Source organism: Arcanobacterium bovis, from assembly GCF_004331995.1.
GTDB lineage: Bacteria > Actinomycetota > Actinomycetes > Actinomycetales > Actinomycetaceae > Arcanobacterium_A > Arcanobacterium_A bovis.
On sequence record NZ_SJDT01000002.1, the window covers coordinates 161,543 to 180,651 of the forward strand.

Annotated in this window: 18 protein-coding genes; 9 read left to right on the forward strand and 9 right to left on the reverse strand. The window is 50.9% G+C overall.

Going from position 1 to position 19,109, the window contains the following annotated elements:
- The first annotated feature begins 32 nt into the window (after positions 1-32).
- Positions 33-383: an iron-sulfur cluster insertion protein ErpA gene (gene erpA / locus EZJ44_RS02680; RefSeq protein WP_131279866.1), complete on the forward strand. Its 351-nt coding sequence runs from the start codon at positions 33-35 to the stop codon at positions 381-383.
- A 93-nt stretch (positions 384-476) separates the two neighbouring features.
- Positions 477-1,424 (forward strand): FKBP-type peptidyl-prolyl cis-trans isomerase, encoded by a 948-nt coding sequence (locus EZJ44_RS02685; RefSeq protein WP_131279868.1) that lies wholly within the window; start codon positions 477-479, stop codon positions 1,422-1,424.
- A gap of 94 nt (positions 1,425-1,518) precedes the next feature.
- Here EZJ44_RS02685 and EZJ44_RS02690 read toward each other — a convergent pair whose 3' ends face one another.
- From EZJ44_RS02690 to EZJ44_RS02710, 5 genes are all read right to left on the reverse strand, one after another.
- Entirely contained in the window at positions 1,519-2,166 is a 648-nt protein-coding gene (locus EZJ44_RS02690; protein ID WP_131279870.1) for a LutC/YkgG family protein, read from the reverse strand.
- On the reverse strand, positions 2,163-3,695 hold the full coding sequence (locus EZJ44_RS02695) for a LutB/LldF family L-lactate oxidation iron-sulfur protein (protein WP_131279872.1): 1,533 nt from the start codon (positions 3,693-3,695) through the stop codon (positions 2,163-2,165). Before EZJ44_RS02695 ends, EZJ44_RS02690 begins: the two co-directional genes overlap by 4 nt.
- Positions 3,696-3,698: 3 nt before the next feature.
- Complete coding sequence (locus tag EZJ44_RS02700) at positions 3,699-4,487, reverse strand: (Fe-S)-binding protein (RefSeq protein ID WP_131279874.1); 789 nt, start codon at positions 4,485-4,487, stop codon at positions 3,699-3,701.
- A gap of 45 nt (positions 4,488-4,532) precedes the next feature.
- The gene (locus tag EZJ44_RS02705) at positions 4,533-6,197 is read right to left on the reverse strand and encodes an L-lactate permease (protein ID WP_131279876.1); all 1,665 of its coding nucleotides are present in this window, start codon (positions 6,195-6,197) and stop codon (positions 4,533-4,535) included.
- 383 nt (positions 6,198-6,580) lie between these two features.
- Positions 6,581-7,204 (reverse strand): superoxide dismutase, encoded by a 624-nt coding sequence (locus EZJ44_RS02710; protein ID WP_131279878.1) that lies wholly within the window; start codon positions 7,202-7,204, stop codon positions 6,581-6,583.
- 276 nt (positions 7,205-7,480) lie between these two features.
- On the opposite strand from EZJ44_RS02710, the gene EZJ44_RS02715 reads away from it, so the two are divergent.
- Both EZJ44_RS02715 and trpD read left to right on the forward strand, forming a co-directional pair.
- Positions 7,481-7,909, forward strand: coding sequence for a response regulator (locus tag EZJ44_RS02715; RefSeq protein WP_131279880.1), 429 nt, complete (start codon positions 7,481-7,483; stop codon positions 7,907-7,909).
- Positions 7,909-8,967, forward strand: a complete 1,059-nt coding sequence (trpD, locus tag EZJ44_RS02720) for an anthranilate phosphoribosyltransferase (protein ID WP_131279882.1) — start codon at positions 7,909-7,911, stop codon at positions 8,965-8,967. The genes EZJ44_RS02715 and trpD overlap by 1 nt, the downstream gene beginning before the upstream one ends.
- 38 nt (positions 8,968-9,005) lie before the next feature.
- Here the strand turns inward: trpD and EZJ44_RS02725 are convergent, their stop codons facing one another.
- Complete coding sequence (locus tag EZJ44_RS02725; protein WP_131279884.1) at positions 9,006-9,284, reverse strand: Lrp/AsnC family transcriptional regulator; 279 nt, start codon at positions 9,282-9,284, stop codon at positions 9,006-9,008.
- 224 nt (positions 9,285-9,508) lie between these two features.
- Between EZJ44_RS02725 and EZJ44_RS02730 the strand changes: the two genes are divergently transcribed.
- Positions 9,509-10,723 carry a pyrophosphate--fructose-6-phosphate 1-phosphotransferase gene (locus EZJ44_RS02730; protein ID WP_131279886.1) on the forward strand — a complete coding sequence of 405 codons (1,215 nt, stop codon included), beginning with the start codon at positions 9,509-9,511 and terminating at the stop codon, positions 10,721-10,723.
- 122 nt (positions 10,724-10,845) lie between these two features.
- Positions 10,846-12,195, forward strand: coding sequence for a class II 3-deoxy-7-phosphoheptulonate synthase (locus EZJ44_RS02735; protein ID WP_131280316.1), 1,350 nt, complete (start codon positions 10,846-10,848; stop codon positions 12,193-12,195).
- Here the strand turns inward: EZJ44_RS02735 and pknB are convergent.
- Both pknB and EZJ44_RS02745 read right to left on the reverse strand, forming a co-directional pair.
- Complete coding sequence (gene pknB, locus EZJ44_RS02740; protein WP_131279888.1) at positions 12,192-14,231, reverse strand: Stk1 family PASTA domain-containing Ser/Thr kinase; 2,040 nt, start codon at positions 14,229-14,231, stop codon at positions 12,192-12,194. The genes EZJ44_RS02735 and pknB overlap by 4 nt on opposite strands.
- 111 nt (positions 14,232-14,342) lie before the next feature.
- Positions 14,343-15,473 (reverse strand): lytic transglycosylase, encoded by a 1,131-nt coding sequence (locus EZJ44_RS02745; protein WP_131279890.1) that lies wholly within the window; start codon positions 15,471-15,473, stop codon positions 14,343-14,345.
- Positions 15,474-15,627: 154 nt separating this feature from the next.
- On the opposite strand from EZJ44_RS02745, the gene EZJ44_RS02750 reads away from it, so the two are divergent.
- The gene (locus tag EZJ44_RS02750; RefSeq protein ID WP_131279892.1) at positions 15,628-15,987 is read left to right on the forward strand and encodes an Rv2175c family DNA-binding protein; all 360 of its coding nucleotides are present in this window, start codon (positions 15,628-15,630) and stop codon (positions 15,985-15,987) included.
- 14 nt (positions 15,988-16,001) lie between these two features.
- On the opposite strand, the gene EZJ44_RS02755 is transcribed toward EZJ44_RS02750, so the two are convergent.
- Entirely contained in the window at positions 16,002-17,081 is a 1,080-nt protein-coding gene (locus tag EZJ44_RS02755) for a polyprenyl synthetase family protein (protein WP_165496087.1), read from the reverse strand.
- 115 nt (positions 17,082-17,196) lie between these two features.
- Here EZJ44_RS02755 and EZJ44_RS02760 point away from each other — a divergent pair, with 115 nt between their 5' ends.
- Positions 17,197-18,513 (forward strand): DUF4192 family protein, encoded by a 1,317-nt coding sequence (locus tag EZJ44_RS02760; protein ID WP_165496088.1) that lies wholly within the window; start codon positions 17,197-17,199, stop codon positions 18,511-18,513.
- Between the two features lie 102 nt (positions 18,514-18,615).
- On the forward strand, positions 18,616-19,035 hold the full coding sequence (locus EZJ44_RS02765; RefSeq protein ID WP_131279898.1) for a universal stress protein: 420 nt from the start codon (positions 18,616-18,618) through the stop codon (positions 19,033-19,035).
- Positions 19,036-19,109 lie beyond the last annotated feature (74 nt).

The window sequence follows — 19,109 nt, forward strand, 5'->3', positions numbered from 1 at the left end:
GACAGATAATGACTGCGATGGAGGTCAAAATAATGAGCGAAAAGCTCGACGCTGCAACACATGGTGTGACTCTCACTGAAGTTGCTGCCCAAAAAGTAAAGTCACTGCTAGAGCAGGAAGGTCGAGACGATCTTCGCTTGCGCGTTGCAGTGCAGCCAGGCGGTTGCTCTGGCTTGATGTACCAGCTGTACTTTGATGAGCGTTTTCTCGATGGCGATGCCATTGCAGAGTTTGATGGCGTTGAAGTGATTGTTGATCGCATGTCAGTTCCTTATTTGGACGGAGCTACAATCGATTTTGCTGATTCGATTGAACGTCAAGGATTTACGATTGACAATCCTTCGGCAAAAGGCACCTGCGCTTGTGGAGAGTCTTTCCACTGAGTTGTAAAATTCCCCGATAAAATATCGGGGGATTTTGCTTTAACAGCCATGGGACAACCGGTGGCTATATCTCAGTATTGAGTAGGAGTGAACGTGAAACGTCAACTAATCGCAGGTATTGCAGCTGCAGCACTTGTTTTCGGTCTTGCTGCCTGTGGAAATAGCGAATCGAAGTCGAGCAACTCTTCGGCGTCGTCGTCCCAAAAAGAATGGGATGGAAAAATGCCGACGGTGGAGCAAAAAGGTGCGGACACGAAGCTTGTCTTCCCAGACTCAGGAGCTCCAAAGGAACTCAAGGTTCAAGTTGTTGAGGAAGGCAAAGGCGCCCCAGTCCAAAAGACCGATACCGTGATAGCTCACTATGTAGGGCAAGTGTGGGGTAAAGACACAGCTTTTGACTCGTCGTTTAAGCGTGGAGCGCCAACAGGTTTCCTCCTTGAAAAGGTAATCGCTGGTTGGACCGAAGGCTTGGCTGGACAAAAAGTTGGATCCAAAGTGATTTTGGTGGTTCCATCGGACAAGGGCTATGGTTCGTCGGGTGGAAATGCGGCAGCGGGAATTGGTGCCGACGACGTGATCGCATTTTACGTGGAAATCAAGGACGCTTTGGGCAAAGACAAGGGTGGCGATCCGCAGGCCAAGCCTGAAGCTGCGCTTGACCAGCTTCCAGTGGAAATCCAAGGAAACTTGGGTGCGCCAGTGACTGTGAAAGTAAAAAACGGCGCTCCGCAACCGACCGAGCGTAAGCTAACTGTGATTGCACGCGGCTCTGGAGAGCCAGTTAAAGATTCTGGCACCACGGTCTATCTACAGTATGCGATGTCTTTGTGGGATAATTCCACAGGTGAAACGACCTATGGCGTTACTGGACCGCAGGCTGTTCCAGTAACGGCAAGCTCTCCATTTGCCTTGCTTAAAGATGTGCCCGTGGGCTCGCGAGTTCTCATTACCCAGCCAGGCTCAGAGGGAACTTCCTCGCCGAAGAGTCCTGCTTTTGCTGTGGTAGTAGATATCGTTGGGCAACTTCCATCAGGTAAGTAAAACCACTAATAGACAATGATTGTGGGGAGAGTTCCGGGTTTCGGAGCTCTCCCCACAGTCATGTGCTGGAGCTACATCCAGCGAGGATCGTTCGCTAAGATTCGACGATTACAACACGCAGATTGCGCGGTCCATGCACACCATCAACTCGAACGAGTTCGATATCAGAAGTAGCCGAAGGACCTGCAATCCATGTGAATGGACGCGTTGGATTCTCACCAAGAATTTCAACAGCTTGTGGCACTGTTGGGTAGACATCTTTGGCATTAAGCACGATAACGTGAGTGTCCGGGATCAGCGTAATCGCACGTCGTCCCTGATTTGGTTCTCCATCGAGGATAATCGTTCCAGACATCGAAATTGCCACCGCTGATGCAGTAACTACTGCATCGATCTGATTGAGTTCGTCATTGCTCAGCGGTGCGTCCACACTATCTTCGTGAAGCTTGCGTCCGCTGCGGGCAGCGGCGTCTTTCCAATCTTGAGTTAGCCCTTTGGGCACTACAACAGAACTGGAGTCTGCAAGGAACGAGTCAATTGCATCAGCAATTCCTTCGGCTTTACACCGAACTACCTGAGCCGTGTAATCTTCAAGTTTCTCGATCAAATCAACAATGACGGCTTCAGAACCCGGAGCGTCTTGCGAAGTGCGGCGGTAATTACGCATAGGTTCAGGAGCTGGCACTGTCTGAGTTGAAAGTGCCTGGCGGACTGCCTGGAGAATATCGTCGCGTGCGCTCATCGTGCTTCGCCTTTCTGCTGTTCGTCGTTGTACCAGTCACGGAAGGACTGCGCCGGAGGTGCTGGGATATCCTTATTGCGCGTCCAAGCACTCACTGGCCATGGCAAGCTGGAAATCTTTTCATCTTTTCCGGCAACAGGGCGTCCAAGTTTGGCCATGCGTGCCGCTTTGCCAAAGCGTTTTCCATCGGACATAACCTTGGATGAGGCTTTCATAGCCACATCCCAACCATTAGGTAGGCCACCTCGGTTAGCCTCGGTGTAGCGATGGCGCAAATGGACCAGCGCACCCGGAATATCGATTTTTACTGGGCAAACGTCGCCACATGCCCCGCAGAGCGTGGAAGCGAAGGGCAGGCTCGCAGCCGGATCGTGGTGATCGGTTGCTTCGAGCAGCTGTGGAGTAAGAATTGCTCCGATCGGACCAGGGTAAATCGAGTTGTAGGCGTGTCCACCAACGTGCTCGTAAACTGGGCACACGTTCAAACAGGCTGCACAGCGAATGCAGTGCAGAGCTTCGCGGCCGACTTCGTCCGCCAGCGCCTTAGAACGGCCGTTATCCAAGAGGATGAGATGGAACTCTTGTGGCCCATCACCTGGGGTGACACCGGTCCAGAAAGAGGTGTAAGGATTCATGCGCTCACCGGTAGCAGAGCGTGGCAAGAGCTGTGAGAACACCTCAGCGTCCTGGAAGCGTGGCACCATCTTTTCGATTCCGACGACGGAGATAAGCGTTTCCGGAAGCGTCAGGCACATACGTCCATTGCCTTCAGATTCATAAACTGAGAGCGTACCCGTCTCGGCGATCATCATATTTGAGCCCGAGATTGCTACTTTGGACTTGAGGAATAGAGTACGAAGATGCGCACGAGCTGCCATGGCGAGTTCACGTGGGTCTGCCGTGAGTCCCTCTGGAGCATCAGCCATTTCGCGTTGGAAAATTTCGCGAATCTCAGAACGATTTCGGTGAATAGCTGGAACCACGAGATGGGAAGGCATATCCTTGCCGAGCTGCACAATCATTTCGGCGAGATCGGTTTCCCACGCTTTGATGCCATGTGAATCGAGGAACTCGTTGAGATTGATCTCTTGAGTGACCATCGATTTTACTTTTACCACTTCTTCTACCTGCTTTTCGCGCAGGATCGAGAGGATGACTTCGTTGGCTTCGGCGGCGTCGCGTGCCCAATGAACGATGCCCCCGCGTTTGGTGACGTTTTCTTCCATCTGAACGAGCAGTTCGGGAAGATTAGACATCGTTTCGTGTTTGATTGCCGAAGCTGACTCGCGTAGATCTTCCCAATCTGGCATTTCAGCTACGCGAAGGTTACGTTTGTTGCGGATGGTGCGGGTAGCATGGCCCAAGTTCTTGCGCATCTGACTGTTACGCAAGGTAGTGGCGGCGCCCTTGGGGAATGTTGATCCCCAACGGAGTGTGTCTTCCGGAAGTGGCTGACCGACCTCCCATTGCGTGGAATGTTCAGGCTTGAGACCTGCGATAAATTTTGGAATTCCCAAGAAAGTAGCCATATCTTATACGCCTGCCTTTACGGTGGTTGATGGAGCAACCCATGGTTGATCTTGCGTACCAGCGAGCACCTCAGCCAGGTGCATAGCACGTACACCTGCTCGGTTGCGGGCAAGTCCGCCAGCAATGTGCATGAGGCACGAGTAATCGCCAGCTACGAGCACTTCTGCTCCTGTGGACTTAATATTCGTCATTTTATCTGCCAGCATCGAAGCTGAGGTTTCTGCATTCTTCAAGGAGAAAGTTCCACCAAAGCCGCAGCAAGACTCAGCTTCGGGAAGGTCAACAAGGTCGATACCTTGCACTTCGCGCAACAATTGGTATGGACGATCGCCAACGCGCGCAACTCGTAGCGAATGGCAGGTGGGATGATAGGTTACTCGATGTGGGAAATACGCCCCTACATCGGTTTTTCCAAGCACATCTACGAGGAACTCTGAGAGCTCATAGGTTTTCGATGCGATCTCCGCTGCGGTGCGGGCAAGCCCATCAAATCCTTCAGCCTTGGCAACCATTTCTTGCTGGTGGCGGATCGAACCAGTACATGAACCAGAGGGGACGACGATCGCGTCCCATTCGCCGTCGAGCACGGGGGAGAAGGTATCAACATGGTTTTTGATAAGCGGCATTGCTTCTGGGTAGTAACCAGTGTTGATATGCATCTGGCCGCAGCAGGCCTGCGATTGTGGGAAATCGACTGTAATCCCTAAGCGCTCTAGCAGACGCATGGTTGCCTGTGGCGCTTGTGGGAACATTGAGTCGGCTATGCAAGTTGCAAAAAGTGCGACTTTCATAAAACCTCTTTCTGGTAGTGGATTGGTAAATCGACGTAATTGGGATTAAAGGGTTGGGATAATTCCTTGAGTGGCCAGGAATACGATTGTGCACAGGTAAATGAGTAGCCCGATTGACCACGGTGCCACTTTGCGCAGGATTTCTGGCTCGGCCCCCACTTTGCCAACTGCTGTTGAAGCAATTGCCAAGTTCTGTGGCGAGACAATCTTTCCGATGCCACCGCCAATGGAGTTGGCAGAAAGCAAAATTCCTGGATCCAAGGATGCGCCATGAGCAGCAGTTGATTGGAGATTGGCAAAGAGCGCATTCGACGAGGTTGCTGAGCCAGTCACGGCAGTGCCGATCCATCCGAGAATTGGCGAGAGGAAGGCGAAAGCGGAACCAGTTGCGGCAAGAGCGGCTCCGATTGCTACGGTTTGCCCCGAGAAGTTCATGACGTATGCCAGCGACATCACCAGCGCAATGGTCAAAAGAGAAAGCTTGAGCGTAACGACAGTGTCAACAAGAGTACGCAATCCGCGGCTAAAGGAGTAGTCAAAGCGGTTTCCTGAGGAGTTCTTCCCGTACACAAAGGCGACGATCAAAGCCGTAAGTACGATCATTGTTCCCGGAGAAGACAGCGTTTGGAGATTATAAATAGGTGAGGCGGAAACTTCGCCGGCCGGCGTCATGAGTTGTCCATACAGACCAGGCCATTCAATCTTTTCGTCGGTTGAAGCCAAAAGTTGTGGAATGTCGATCCCGAAGCGCCAGAGTTTTGCAATAGCGAAGATGATTACCACGAGCCAGTATGGCATGAGAGCCAAGGTGATGCGGCCTGCGTCAAGTTTGCCCGTATCCTTGGAGTTATCAAGTCCTTGTGAGCGGAACTCAGCAGGTGTTTGTGGCTTGATCTTGGTGAGAATTGCGGCGGTGACGGCAAATCCAAGCAAGGATGCGAACACGGCGGTGAGTTCATAGGAAATAAACTTGGCGGCGATGATTTGCCCGAATGAGGTCACTACTCCTTGCACGATAGCAACGAGCCAAAGTTCTTTGAGTCCACGTTTTCCATCGATAATTGCCAAGAGCAATATTGGAACGAAAGTTGCGATCCAAGGAGTGATGGACGACGCCGTGGCGGCAACTTCCGCTCCTGGCACGCCTCCGAGACGCCCCGCCGTCGTCATCGGAATTGCCATTGCTCCGAAACCTACGTTGATGGCATTGCCGACCATTGTTGCAACTGCTGCTTTGAGAGGGGATAAGCCGAGCGTGACGAGCATGGCCGCAACGATTGCTACCGGTGCGCCAAAGCCTGCCAGGCCTTCAAGAAGTCCACAGAAAGAGAATGCTACCAAAAGGGCTTGGATGCGAATATCGCCTTTTCCGACGGCAGAAAACACAGCGCGCACGTCGTCGGCACGGCCCGAAGTGACGGTGAGATTGTAAAGCCATACTGCGGCAATGACGATATAAATGATTGGGGCGATGCCAAATGCTGCGCCTTGCAAGGCCGACAGGCCAGCGAGCGACACTGGCATGCCAAAGCCAATAACAGCTGATGCGAATGCGACTGCCAGTGATCCTAGCGCACACCAGTGTGTAGCAAGCTTGAATACACCGAGCATAACGAAGAATACAATGAGCGGGAAAATTCCAAGCAGCGCAGACAGTACAACTGAGTCGCCGATGGCGCTGGTAGACGGGGTGAATGATGTGAAAAGCATCTGAACTAATAGACCTCGTTGAAAATAGCTAAATGAAATGCACTCATAAACATATTTCAAGGTGAGGGCATATATAGGCATCAGATTGAGAGATATTCTCTTAATTACCGCATGCGTTGTTTTCGTAAATTGAAAATCGGGACGAACGTCCCGTATTGAGATGTTTGGAGCGGTGAGATTTTTTCGCTGTTAGATATGGACAAGGCGTAGATGCTGACGTGAAAAGGCTTGCGTGCGCGGACGAAAGTCCGCACTCGCAAGCCTTTTGTGTTGGTGTTCTGATCTGTTTGTGCCTTCCGCTAGCGGAGTTGGAAGCTAGCCAACGTGGAAGGCTGTGATTGCTTATCGATCAGAAATTAAGAGCCGAGCAAATCAGCTAAATATCAACGAACGATCAGGGAGTTAGCCTTTTCGACTGCATTGACAAGACGCTCGTTGACATCTGCCCAATTGACGATATTCCAAATTGCCTTGACGTAATCTGCCTTAACGTTGAGGTAATCAAGGTAGAAGGCGTGCTCCCACATGTCAAGCATGAATACTGGAATCGTGCCAACTGGAACATTTGCCTGCTGATCGAAGAGTTGGAAGATATTGAGCTTTCCGCTGATCGAATCGTATGCGAGCACTGCCCAACCGGATCCCTGAATGCCGGTAGCTGCTGCGGTGAAATGCTTTTGGAAGTTTTCGAAGCTACCGAAGGAATCCTTAATTGCTTCTGCGATTTCACCTTCTGGTTCGCCGCCGCCCTGAGGGGAGAGGTTCTTCCAGAAAATTGAGTGGTTGGTGTGTCCACCCAGGTTGAACGCAAGATCCTTTGAGAACTGATTGACCTTGGAAAGATCGCCAGCTTCACGAGCCTTGGCAAGATTTTCGAGCGCAGAGTTTGCACCCGTCACGTATGCGGCATGGTGCTTTGAGTGATGAAGCTCCATGATCTTGGCTGAGATATGTGGCTCAAGTGCGGCGTAATCGTAGTCAAGCTCGGGAAGGGTGTATACGGTCATTTTTCCTCCATTAAAACGTAGAACATCGCAATCGGTTATCACACTGACTGTGGGTACAGGCTTCGTGGATATCCAGCGGTGTAATTGCGACCTCATATATAATGATAGGGGCTAAAGACCTACGATCTTTGAAATTTCACTATGTGCGCAATAATTCTTCATAACGATGTACGATTACTGTGTATTCGCACAAAGATCGAGAAAATCGGTACACTATGTTGTGCTTGAGCCTTGATCTGAATCGAGCAAGAGAACAAAAATTGGAAGGAATTTCCTATGTCGGTTAACGAATCTGCAACTGTACCTGCTGAAAACGATGCTATTAACATTCTCGTTTATTCGGATAACAGGGAAGTCCGTGCAGATGTTATGAATGCGGTAGGAAATCGCCTTGGAAAAGATCTTCCAGCTATCAACTGGACGGAGTCTGCAACCTGGCAAGCAGCAGAAATGAAAATCCAGGAGGGGAATTTTTCACTTCTCATTCTCGATGCAGAAACCCCGAAGCTGGGCGGCATTGGGCTCGGTAAGAAAGTTCGTGACGAAATCGATCCCGATATGGACTACATTGTTTTGATTGCTCGTCCACAAGATGAATGGCTGGCGCGAGTATCAAAGCCAAATGCTATCGTGCCGTATCCGATTGATCCACGCGAGCTCTCGACGGTAGTAGCGCGCGTTTTGAGGGAGAAAGCCGTTCGCTAATGGAGAGTTTCACCTGGCCAGACCTTATCTCTACAGTGATTCGTGGTGTGGATTTAACAACACAGCAGACTCATTGGGCGATGGGCAGCGTGATGGCCGGTGAAACATCGCCTGTAGTTTTAGCAGGTTTCCTTACTGCACTTGCCACAAAAGGGGAAACTACCGACGAACTGCTTGGATTCGCTGACGCAATGCAGGCTCGCGCCACGCAAATTAATCTTCCCTCCCGTGCGGTAGATATCGTGGGCACGGGAGGTGATCGCTTCCGGACTGTCAATATCTCGACGATGGCGGCTATCGTCATTGCCGCAGCTGGAGTGCCGGTTATTAAACACGGAAATCGCGCATCGTCGTCGAAATCGGGATCGGCTGACTGCCTCGAGGCGCTCGGCGTCAATCTCGACTTATCAGCGCGCGGCGTCGAAAAAGTATTCGAACAAGTTGGAATTGCATTCCTCTTTGCAAATAAGTTCCACCCTTCAATGCGCTTCGCCGCTCAGGCGCGTAAAGAGTTGGCTGTTCCTACCGCTTTTAACGTTCTTGGCCCTTTAACAAATCCGGCACGTGTGCATGCGAGTGCCATCGGCGTGGCGCGAGAGGAACATGCACCGCTCGTAGCTGGTGTTCTCGCTAAGCGTGGTAATAGTGCCTTAGTTTTCCGTGGGCTCACCGGCCTTGATGAGCTCTCTACTGTAACGCCTAACCAAGTGTGGGAAGTGCGCAACGGGGACGTGAGCTATAGCGTGATCGACGCTGTTGCTGATTTAGGCCTTGACGCAGCAACGATTGATGATCTTTTGGGCGACGACGCTCAGTACAATGCTGCAAAAGCAACTGCGGTTCTACGCGGTGAACCAAATGCGATTAGACAGGCTGTGGTGTTGAATGCGGCAGCTGCGATTGTGGCAGACGCACGTTTAGACGGCGTCGATCCTAGTCACGGATCGCTTGTAGAACGCTTACGCAACGGGATTTCGATCGCTGAAAATGCTATCGATAGTGGAAAAGCACAGGAACTGGCACGGCGCTGGATAGACCTCTCTCAAAGTATGGCCTAAGTGGCGTTCGTACCACATCGCGTTGATTGAGGATTGTGTTAATTTAGACCAAGATCGAAAGCTGCGTCGAGATCCGCGGTGGAGAATTCTTGGAAAGCCAAATACGTTTTCACTGCGCGAACACCTGGAGCTTTGGCAATTTGACCAGGAATAATATCGGCAAGTTCCTCGTGGTGTGCCGTGCGCACAATCGCGATGAGATCGACGTCGCCAGTCACCGAAAATACTTGGTCAACAGCTGTAATTGATGCAACATGACGAGCAACTTCGGGAATCTGATCAACCTGTGCATCGATAAGTACGATAGCGGTAGCCATTGTGAGAACGTCCTTTGCAATTGAAACCAATAACTACGACAAGTCTACCGGCAAACATTGTCGATTAAGGTGCCTTGATCCAATATTTCTCACCAACGCAGAGGCAGAGGAATAAAAGTGGGATTTTTGGACTATAAAATATTTTCAGAGCCGGTAGAATCATACTAGTGCCGTACACGGCCGGTGAATGTAAGGTTCATTGAAGATTCTAAGGAAGGATACGGATGACTATCCGTCGCGTTGCCCTGCTTACCGCAGGCGGTTTTGCACCTTGTTTGTCCACTGCTGTTGGCGAGCTTATTGAGCGCTATAACGCAGTAGACCCCAACATTGAAATTATTGGCTACCAGTATGGCTACCATGGTCTGCTCACTGGTAACTATGTGGTATTTGACGAAGAAGCTCGCAAGAATGCTGCCACATTGAAGAAATTCGGCGGATCCCCGATTGGAAACTCGCGCGTAAAGCTCACCAATAATCAAAACCTTATTGATCGTGGTCTGATCAAGGAAGGGCAGAATGCCCTCGAAGTTGCGGCAGAAAATCTGCGTCGTGACGGCGTTGACGTGCTACATACCATTGGCGGAGACGATACCAATACCACCGCAGCCGATCTTGCTGCATACTTGCACGAAAACGATTACGAGCTGACCGTCGTCGGCCTTCCTAAGACGATTGACAACGATATCGTTCCTATTCGCCAATCGCTCGGTGCCTGGACAGCCGCGGAGCAGGCGTCAATTTTTGCGCAGAACATCATCGGTGAGCACCGCTCAAATCCGCGTATGCTCATCATCCACGAAGTGATGGGGCGCAACTGTGGATATCTCACCGCACAGTCTGCTCATGACTATCATCAGTGGGTTAAGGAACAAGAGTATGTTCCTTCGGCTGGTCTTTCCCAAGAGCGTTGGGATATTCATGCTGTTTATATTCCAGAGATTTCTTTCGATCTAGATGTTGAAGCATCGCGTTTGCGCAAGATCATGGATGAGCATGGCAATGTGAATATCTTCCTTTCCGAAGGCGCAGGCGTACAAGAGATCATCGCTGAGCTGCTCGAAGATGGTATCGAAGTGGAACGCGATCCATTTGGACACGTTAAGCTCGACACGATTAACCCTGGTCAGTGGTTTGCTAAGCAGTTTGCACATGCGATTGGTGCTGAAAAGGTGATGGTGCAGAAGTCAGGTTACTTCTCGCGCTCGGCGCGTTCGAATGAGCGCGATTTGGAGCTCATTGCTAAGATGGCGGAATTCGCCGTGGACTGTGCATTGCAGGCGAAACCGGGCGTAGTTGGCCACGATGAAGAACACAACGACGAATTGCGTGCGATTGAGTTCTCCCGCATCGCAGGCGCAAAGCCATTTGACGTACATCAAGAGTGGTTTGCTCAGCTTCTCGCTGAAATTGGCCAGAAATGGGAAGCAAAAGCCTGAAAGTCGTTCCTTGGTTTTCGCTGGTAAACAAGGCATATTAGTTCAATCTCAAGTGCTCCGCTCACAAAGTGGTATCACCACACATAAAGTGAGCGGGGCACTTTAGAATTGTTTATGTGAACATGGATGTAAATAATCAATTAGAAGAACTCTACACTGCGTGGTCATCTCGGCGGGCTCTGCACCAGCCGGTATATCCGGATGCAGTGGCGCTCAACAGGGCAGTTGATTATTTGCGTTTAATGCCACCACTTGTTTTCGCGGGTGAGGCAGATAAACTCACTGCTCTCATGGCACGTGCTTCGGAAGGCAAAGCATTTGTTTTGCAAGGTGGTGATTGCGCAGAGACTTTCGAGAGTTCAAGCGCAGATCAGATTCGTGCCAAGATTCGAACGATTCTCCAAATGGCGGTAGTTCTTACTTATGGCGCATCGGTTCCAGTGATTAAACTAGGTAGGATGGCTGGGCAATATGCCAAGCCGCGTTCGAATGCAACGGAAGTACGCGATGGGATTGAGCTTCCCTCCTACATGGGCGATGCCGTCAACGGCTTTGAATTTACCCCCGAATCTCGCGTGCCAGATCCGCGTCGTCTGATTGAAACCTACCAGCGTTCGGCAGCCACGCTGAACTTGATTCGCGCGTTTACAGCCGGCGGTTTTGCCGATCTTTCCAAAGTTCATGAGTGGAATAAGGGTTTTGCCTCGAACCCAGCATACAAACGGTACAATCAGCTGGCTGGTGAAATCGACAAAGCCATGAAGTTTATGGAGGCGGCGGGAGCTAACTCTGAATCTTTGCGCACGGTTGATTTCTATGCCTCGCACGAAGCTTTGCTCCTCGATTACGAGCATGCTATGACGCGCGTGGACTCCCGAACTGAAAAGTTGTACAACACCGGCGCTCACTTCTTGTGGATTGGAGAGCGCACCCGTGGAATTGATGATGCGCACGTGGAAATGCTATCGCGTATCGAGAATCCCATTGGGGTGAAGCTCGGGCCAAACGTGGCCTCTGATGAGGTTGAAGCGCTTATTGACAAGCTTAATCCAGCCGGCACACCTGGGCGGTTAACACTTATTACTCGCATGGGTGCGGACGTGATCACTGATAAACTCCCGCCGATAATTGAGGCAGTCCAGCGCGATGGGCGACCAGTTACTTGGATAACGGATCCGATGCACGGCAATACCATTGCTGCATCTAATGGGTACAAAACGCGGCGAATGACCGATGTAGTCAAAGAGATTAGTCGCTTTTTCTCAGTGCATTCGGCGATGGGGAGTTGTCCAGGTGGAGTGCATATCGAATTGACGGGCGACGACGTAACGGAAGTTCTTGGTGGTGCAGAGGAGATCTTTGAAGATACGCTCGCCACCCGCTACGAGACGCTGGTTGACCCGCGCCTCAATCACCAGCAGTCACTCGAAACTGCTTTTTTGGTATCTGAAATTCTACGCGAAAATTCTTAGACTACTTTTAGCTTGATCGTTGATCCTGGGAGCACCATTTCTCCAGCTCCTGGATTCTGTGCTCGCACAGTTCCGAATACGCCGAACAAAATTCGTTCAACTTCAACCTGGAATCCGGCATTCTTCAAAATCGTGATAGCTTCTTTTTCTTGCTTGCCAAAGACATCTGGAACTTGGACGAGTTGCGGACCTTTTGAAACAACGAGATTCACCGTGTCGTTACGGTATAGAGTGGTGCCATTTCCCGGGTCTTGGCTCATCACTTGGCCTTTCGGTACTGTTGGAGAATTATCTTCTGAGATATTGGCTTTTAACCCTGCCTTGGTTAGCATATCTTGCGCCTGGGCAGTGTCTTTACCGGTAACATTAGGGACCTTGACCGGCTCACGACCTTGAGAAATTGCAATTTTCACTTCAGAATCGTGTGGAACTGAACTGCCAGCGGCAGGCTCTTGTGAGACTACCTTTCCTTTTTCCACTGTGTCAGACCACGTCTGCGTGATGGTAGGAGAGAAGCGCGCACTGCGTAGCGTTGCTTCAGCCTGATTCTGGGGCTGTGACACGACATTCGGCACAGTGAGCATTTCAACGCCGTCGGAAATAATGACGGTTACCGTTGTGGACGGATGTATCTTGGCACCGCTTTGTGGATCAGTCGCAATGGCGTAGCCTTTGGCAACCGTATCGGAGAAAGCGTGACTCGTTTTCGGTGAGAATCCAGCTTTTTTGAGGTTTGCAACGGCATCTTGCTCAGGTTGCCCTGCCACATTAATGACTTGGACGCGAAGCCCTGGGCCGGCAGTGAACCACCAATGGACGCCAAAACCTGCGGCGCAAGCAATGAGCGCAAGGAGACCAAGGATCAGTGGCCAGCGGTGGCGCTTCTTCACAGGAGGCTTGGTACCTGTATCGGAATCTGCGCCGTTTGTGCTGCTATTAGCTGTAAGTTCAGGCTTAAATTCCTCGGGAAGTAATCCAGTTGCCGCAAGTGGCGCATGAGTTTCTTCGGGTGCGTCATCGTCAGAGCTGGTGAAGATTTCGGTTGCTGCAAACGCGCGGGTGGGGGACGACGTCGGCGCTTGGACTTCCTGGGGAGCTTCAGTTTCTTTTTGGACCGGAAATACAGGTATGCGGCGAATCAATAATTCTTCCGGTATTGCCTCGTAGACGTCGGTAAGTGCATCGAGGGCAGCAGCACCAGTTTGCGGACGTCGATGTGGGTCTTTTGCCGTAAACAAGGAAATGAGAGAATCGACCGCTACTGGAATCCACTCCGCTTGTTCGTGTAGCCGTGGCACTGGGTCGTTTACATGCGAATAGGCGATGGCTAGCGGGGAATTGCCTGTGAAAGGCTGGCGGCCAGCCAGTAGTTCGTAAAGCATAATTCCGGCCGAATATATGTCTGAAGCTGGGCCAATTTTTCCGTGTGAGACGATTTCGGGTGCGATGTAACCCACTGTTCCAAGCATGGAGGTAGTGTGTGCACTGGAGGAGTCGGTTACCGCTTTTGCCAAGCCAAAATCGCCGACTTTGGCGGTGATACCGCTGGTATTGAGATGGTGGGTGTGGTCGAACGAGTCGCTGAGCAGGATATTTTCAGGTTTCACGTCGCGGTGTACGATGCCTTTTTCATGGGCGACGCAAAGAGCCACAAGAATTTGCTTGATGATGTCGAATGCTTGACCAAGCGTGAAAGATCCTAGCTCACTGAACTGCTTGCGCAGATTCGGGCCTGGTACGAGTTCCATAACGAGGTAGGCGCGCGCTCCATCGGCAAGGTGTGCTACACCCTGATCGTAGACTGCCACAATATGCGGCGAATAGAGGCTTGCTGCGGCGCGAGCTTCTTTGATGAATCTTTGTGTGAGGGCGTCTTGTTCTGCCAAGTGAGGGTGAATGAATTTGATTGCAACATCGCGACCTAGGCGCGAATCAGTGGCGCGATAGACGCTCGCCATGCCCCCGCGGGCGAGGCGAGCTTGGATCACGTAGCGGTTTTCTATAACCGTGCCAAGTATTGGATCAGAAACATTCACAAGATAAAGCCTATCTAACGAAGCCGGCCGCGATTAAGCGACCGGCTCGTGTGTCGAAATTGCTAGTGTCAAGTCTAGCAATGATTCGCGGGAGAATTTAGCCGCATACTCCTAGAAGCGTGCCATCGCTGATTTAATTTTTGCTACATAGCGCACGGTATCTGAGCGCATGCCGTATTTGCGTACGCCGCCAAGACCTTGGTAGTAACCAGCGATTCCTTGATCCATCGAGCTTGCGTTGCGCTGTAGCCAACGAATAATGGCGACGCCGGCAACTATATTATCGCGCGGGTCGAGCAAGTTGAGTTGGCGCCCCACGAGCTGTGATGCCCATTGACCTGCGCTTGGAATCACCTGCATTGTGCCAACCGCATTGGCTGGAGATACGGCGCGGGCGTCGAATCCAGATTCTACATATGCGTGCGCGAGAGCCAAACGTGGGTCGACTCCCATGTCGCGGGCGGTTTGAATAATCATCTGCTGAACTTGCGCCTTACTTGGCACGCTTGAGTTCACCAGCGCGTTCTTATTGGCATTTGCGGCAGCTACCGTGGCATCGGAATATGTGTAACCAGGGAAGTTGTTTTTAACTAATTGCTTTTGTGCTGGCGCAGGGCTTGGCGAAGCAGGGCGTGGAGCTGGAGCGCTCGGCGCAGGGGCTGCTACTTGCGTAACCACAGCTCCAGAAGCTCCAGAAATACGAAGCGTTTGGCCCACGTAGATTCTCGATGGATTGGCGATTCGGTTGAGCGAAGCTAGCGCGTTCACGCTTGTGCCATGGCGTTTAGCGATGGACGAGAGCGTATCGCCACGTTTGACGGTGTATGTGGCGCCCGTTTCAGACGCAGTCTGTGCTGCAGATGCTACTGGCGCTGGTGTTTGACCAGGTGCCGGGGTCTGAAGCTGGGTTTGCGTTGATGGAATAATCAGGCGTTGTCCGGGGTAGATTCGACCATTGGCGCTCAATCCATTGGCAGTAATAATCGCCTGCATTGAGGTATTAAATTTCTTAGCGATCTTCCATACCGAGTCGCCACGTTGAACCTGATAAGTGGCTACCTGTGGAGCCGACGGCGCCTGCGCAAGTGTCGCTGTAGGGCGCAGTGCCAAGTTGCCGTGTACAAGCAGGGAATTCTCAAATGGTGCTGCTTGAGCAGTGGCAGCTGACGCGGTTGGTAGCACGAGACCCATGACGGTGGCAGCTGCCAGCGCGGTTCCAGTAGCTTTGGTGGATTTTGCCATTACCGATTACCTCCGAGGAAATCACTCAAGAGCATTGATTTGGTACTGATGTTACAAATGAGCAATTTGTAGATTGATGTTACAGATGTGATGATAGTTGAAAGTTGTGCGTGTCTTCAACTTTTCGCATCAAATCGGCGGTACAATAGTGGTGATGAATAGTATTCAAGAACCGCAATGGCTTTCGATTCCTGAGGTTGCTGACCTCCTCTCACTGCGCCAACGGGACGTTCGTTCACTTTTGGCGGAGAAGAAATTGGTGGCTGTGCGTCGTGGCTCAAACAAGGCTTTGTCGATTCACCCTGATCAGATTGTTGTCAATGAGGGTGTGGCACAACCACTTAAATCGCTGCGGGGTACATTAATTGCCTTGTCCGATGCAGGATTTTCAGACGACGAAGCGATGGACTGGTTGTTGCGTGACGAACCAGAATTGGGCAAGACTCCGCTTGAATGCCTGCGCACAGGAAATGTTCATGCTGTGCGTCGCGTGATCACCGGGCTCATCTTCTGATTTTTGTGCTCACGCTACGCAGTTCGGTTTGCTAATTCTTCCAGCAGAGCAAATAGGAGCGGACTGTCTAAATTCTTGCGCTCTAGTTCCTGATAGGCGAGTTCTTCGCGTTCTTGAATGAGACGATCATGTTCAGCATAGGCGCCTGAATCGGAAATAATTTCTCGCACAGTATCGATCTGTGTAGCGTCCATCTGTGTACCTAATACAGACTGCAAAAGCTGTATTTGGGCTGGAGTTGCGCGTTGTAAGGCCAATCCGATCAGGACGGTGCGTTTTCCCTCGATTAAATCTCCTCCGGAAGGTTTTCCGGTAACACGCGGGTCGCCAAAAACTCCCAATACGTCATCGCGCAACTGGAAAGCTTCTCCGAGCGGACATCCAACAGTCGATAAAACCTGGCGGTGATCGTCGTCGCAACCTGCCAGCGTGGCGCCGATGAGCAGCGGTACTTCAACGGAATAGCGAGCTGATTTATGAAGTAAGACGGCGAAAGCGTTGCGCACGAGCGCTGTAGGATCAGCATCTAGGGGAGTGTACTGAGCTCGGTTGTCGAGGAATTGTCCAAATGCCACTTCCGCCGTCATTGAATGGAATAACGAGCGCGCCTGCGCGTGTGCTTCGAGCGATATGGCTTCGGCTTTTTCAAATATGTGAGAACTTATAGATACTAGGAAATCGCCGAGCAAAATGGCTGAGCTCAACCCGTAATGAGCTGAACTACCACCGAGATTTTGGGCTTGGTGGCGTTTGGCAAAATTTACGTGAACAGAGTCGAATCCACGCCGTGATGAGGCATTATCGATGATGTCATCGTGAACTAAAGCTGCTGCTTGAAAAAACTCCACCGCACTACCAGCTTTAATTGGAAGTGACGCTGAACCTTGTAGACGCTGTGGCGCTGCCGTTTGCCAACCGGCGGCGAGAAATAGCGCGCGGGTGCGCTTCCCGGATGCGATAAAGGATTCGAGTGGTGCAGTGAACTGAGCGTACTGCTCGGATGCGGAATCCGTCGTCGGCCACGGTACCGTAGCGAGTTTGCCTTGCATAAATTGCGTCACTTCATGACGAAAACCGTTGAGATCAAAACGCATAATCTCAGTATATCCGATTGGCTTAGTTGTCCACATTCTCGCCAAAGGGAAGTATTTTCCACAAGGAGATCTTGAGCGGCCAAATATTTTGACTATGTGGCGCACTCTTAGGGGCATGGAAACAACATTACATATGCAGACCTTGGCGGAATCTTTACTTCTCATTCCGCACGCACTTGGTTTCAAACCAGTCAATGCTCTCGTGGTTAGTTGCTTATTAGTCGAACAATCCAACGAGGAACAGAATTCTGGTATGCGATATGTCCCTCATGGGCGTGCGTTGACCGGAGTCGAAGGTGATACGGATAATGACGACGCTTTTGGAGCGATCGGTCCGATGATTGTACTGGATATTCAACGTGCGAGCTCAAACCCTCTTGCGGTCGCGTCGGTTCTTGAAACGATAGCCGAATACAAAGCTAAGGCAGTGGCAGTATGCTGGTTTGGAGCTAATCTCAATGCGATGGCTGCGGATAGGCGTGCTGTGGAATGTGTCTTAAATTTGGCGATGAATATTCACGAGTATCTTGCTTGCCAGTCGATTGAGGACGCTATGCTGGGCGTCTTTGCCACAGATTATATTTCGTGGATTGATTTTGACGATGTGAACACCGAGTATCTGATGGGAAACCATGGCGAGTTTGACACGCTTATAAGCCAATATGGGCATTCTTATTCGCAACTTGAGAACACTGAATTGAGCGCTGAACTTATTTATGCCGGGAGCGCGTTGCACTTTAAGGATGAACGGGCGGGATGTGAAGCCGAAGGAGAGTGTAGCGACTGTGATATCGAAGTGCGGAGAAAGGCAGTGCTGAGAGCTCTGCAGGAGGAAGAACAATATGCCGCGTACGAAGGGCGCGGCAGTAGTGCGAACAAAAATGACAGCACTTTCGATGATCACAGCGACACATGTGACGAGCATGGCGCTCACCTGTTTGGAGAAGAAAACGCTCATCGCGAGGTTGATACATTATGGGAAACTGTGCTTGGCGATTTATTTCGTGATGGGCGCGGTGTTGGTGAATATTTCGCCCAACTTTCAGCGCCAACACTGGCAAAGCTCATTGTATCCTTACGAGAAATCCATACGCGCGATCGCCTCATAGTTTTTGCAGTTGACGGCACAATATCCGCATTTTCTGCCACTGATAGTGCGCCACTATCCGATTTGTTGAGTCAAGCAACCACAAGTACGCCAATAGCATCGCGAATGGATCGAATAATCGAGTTACTTATGTTCATAGATGCGCTGACGCCGGTACAGGACGTCACTGCTATGGCTACGATTTCGTACTTATACTGGTGGCTTGGAAAAGGGAGTATGGCTTTCCACACTTCACGGCTTGCGCTGGCACGGAAGCCAGACTATTCCTTAGCGCAGCTTGTTTCCTACGCAGTCGAAGCGAGGCTTGCACCACCTTGGATGTGAGTGGGTCTAAAGTCTCACCATGACTATCGGGAACGGCAGTGATAGCCTTGTGAGTACGTCGATATTTATGTGTATGGCGTTATCTACACAGAGAGGCTGACAATGACTGTACTAATACCCGTTCGTGCTTCAGATCTGGAATGTGAAGCTATTAATTTCGGGATCGAGTACGTTCAAACTCACAATGAACAGCTTCGCGTATTTTTGGATTTTGCGTCGATGCCGCAAGATTTCGCTAATCTGGCGGAATATATTCAAGAACAGATTGGGAATTTAACGCAGAAATTGGCAGATGCAGGCGTCGATTTTCGGGTCGATCCTGTTCTTAATGGTGAGGATCTTGTTGAAAAGATAGCGGCGGTTGTCGATCCGCATGGAACCGATACGGTGATTGTGACCTTGAAGTCGAAAACATCACAAGTAAAAGTGCAATTGGGTTCCCAGATTCAACGGATCTTGTTAGACGTGCCATGTTCAGTGCTGGTGAGGCGGCCTAGTGTGCCCGATCTGAGCGCGAAATAAGCGAGCAAGACTTTCAAAACCCCGGAATAAAAACACCTGTTTCATTGTTATATTGGCGTGGCTCAGTTAGGATG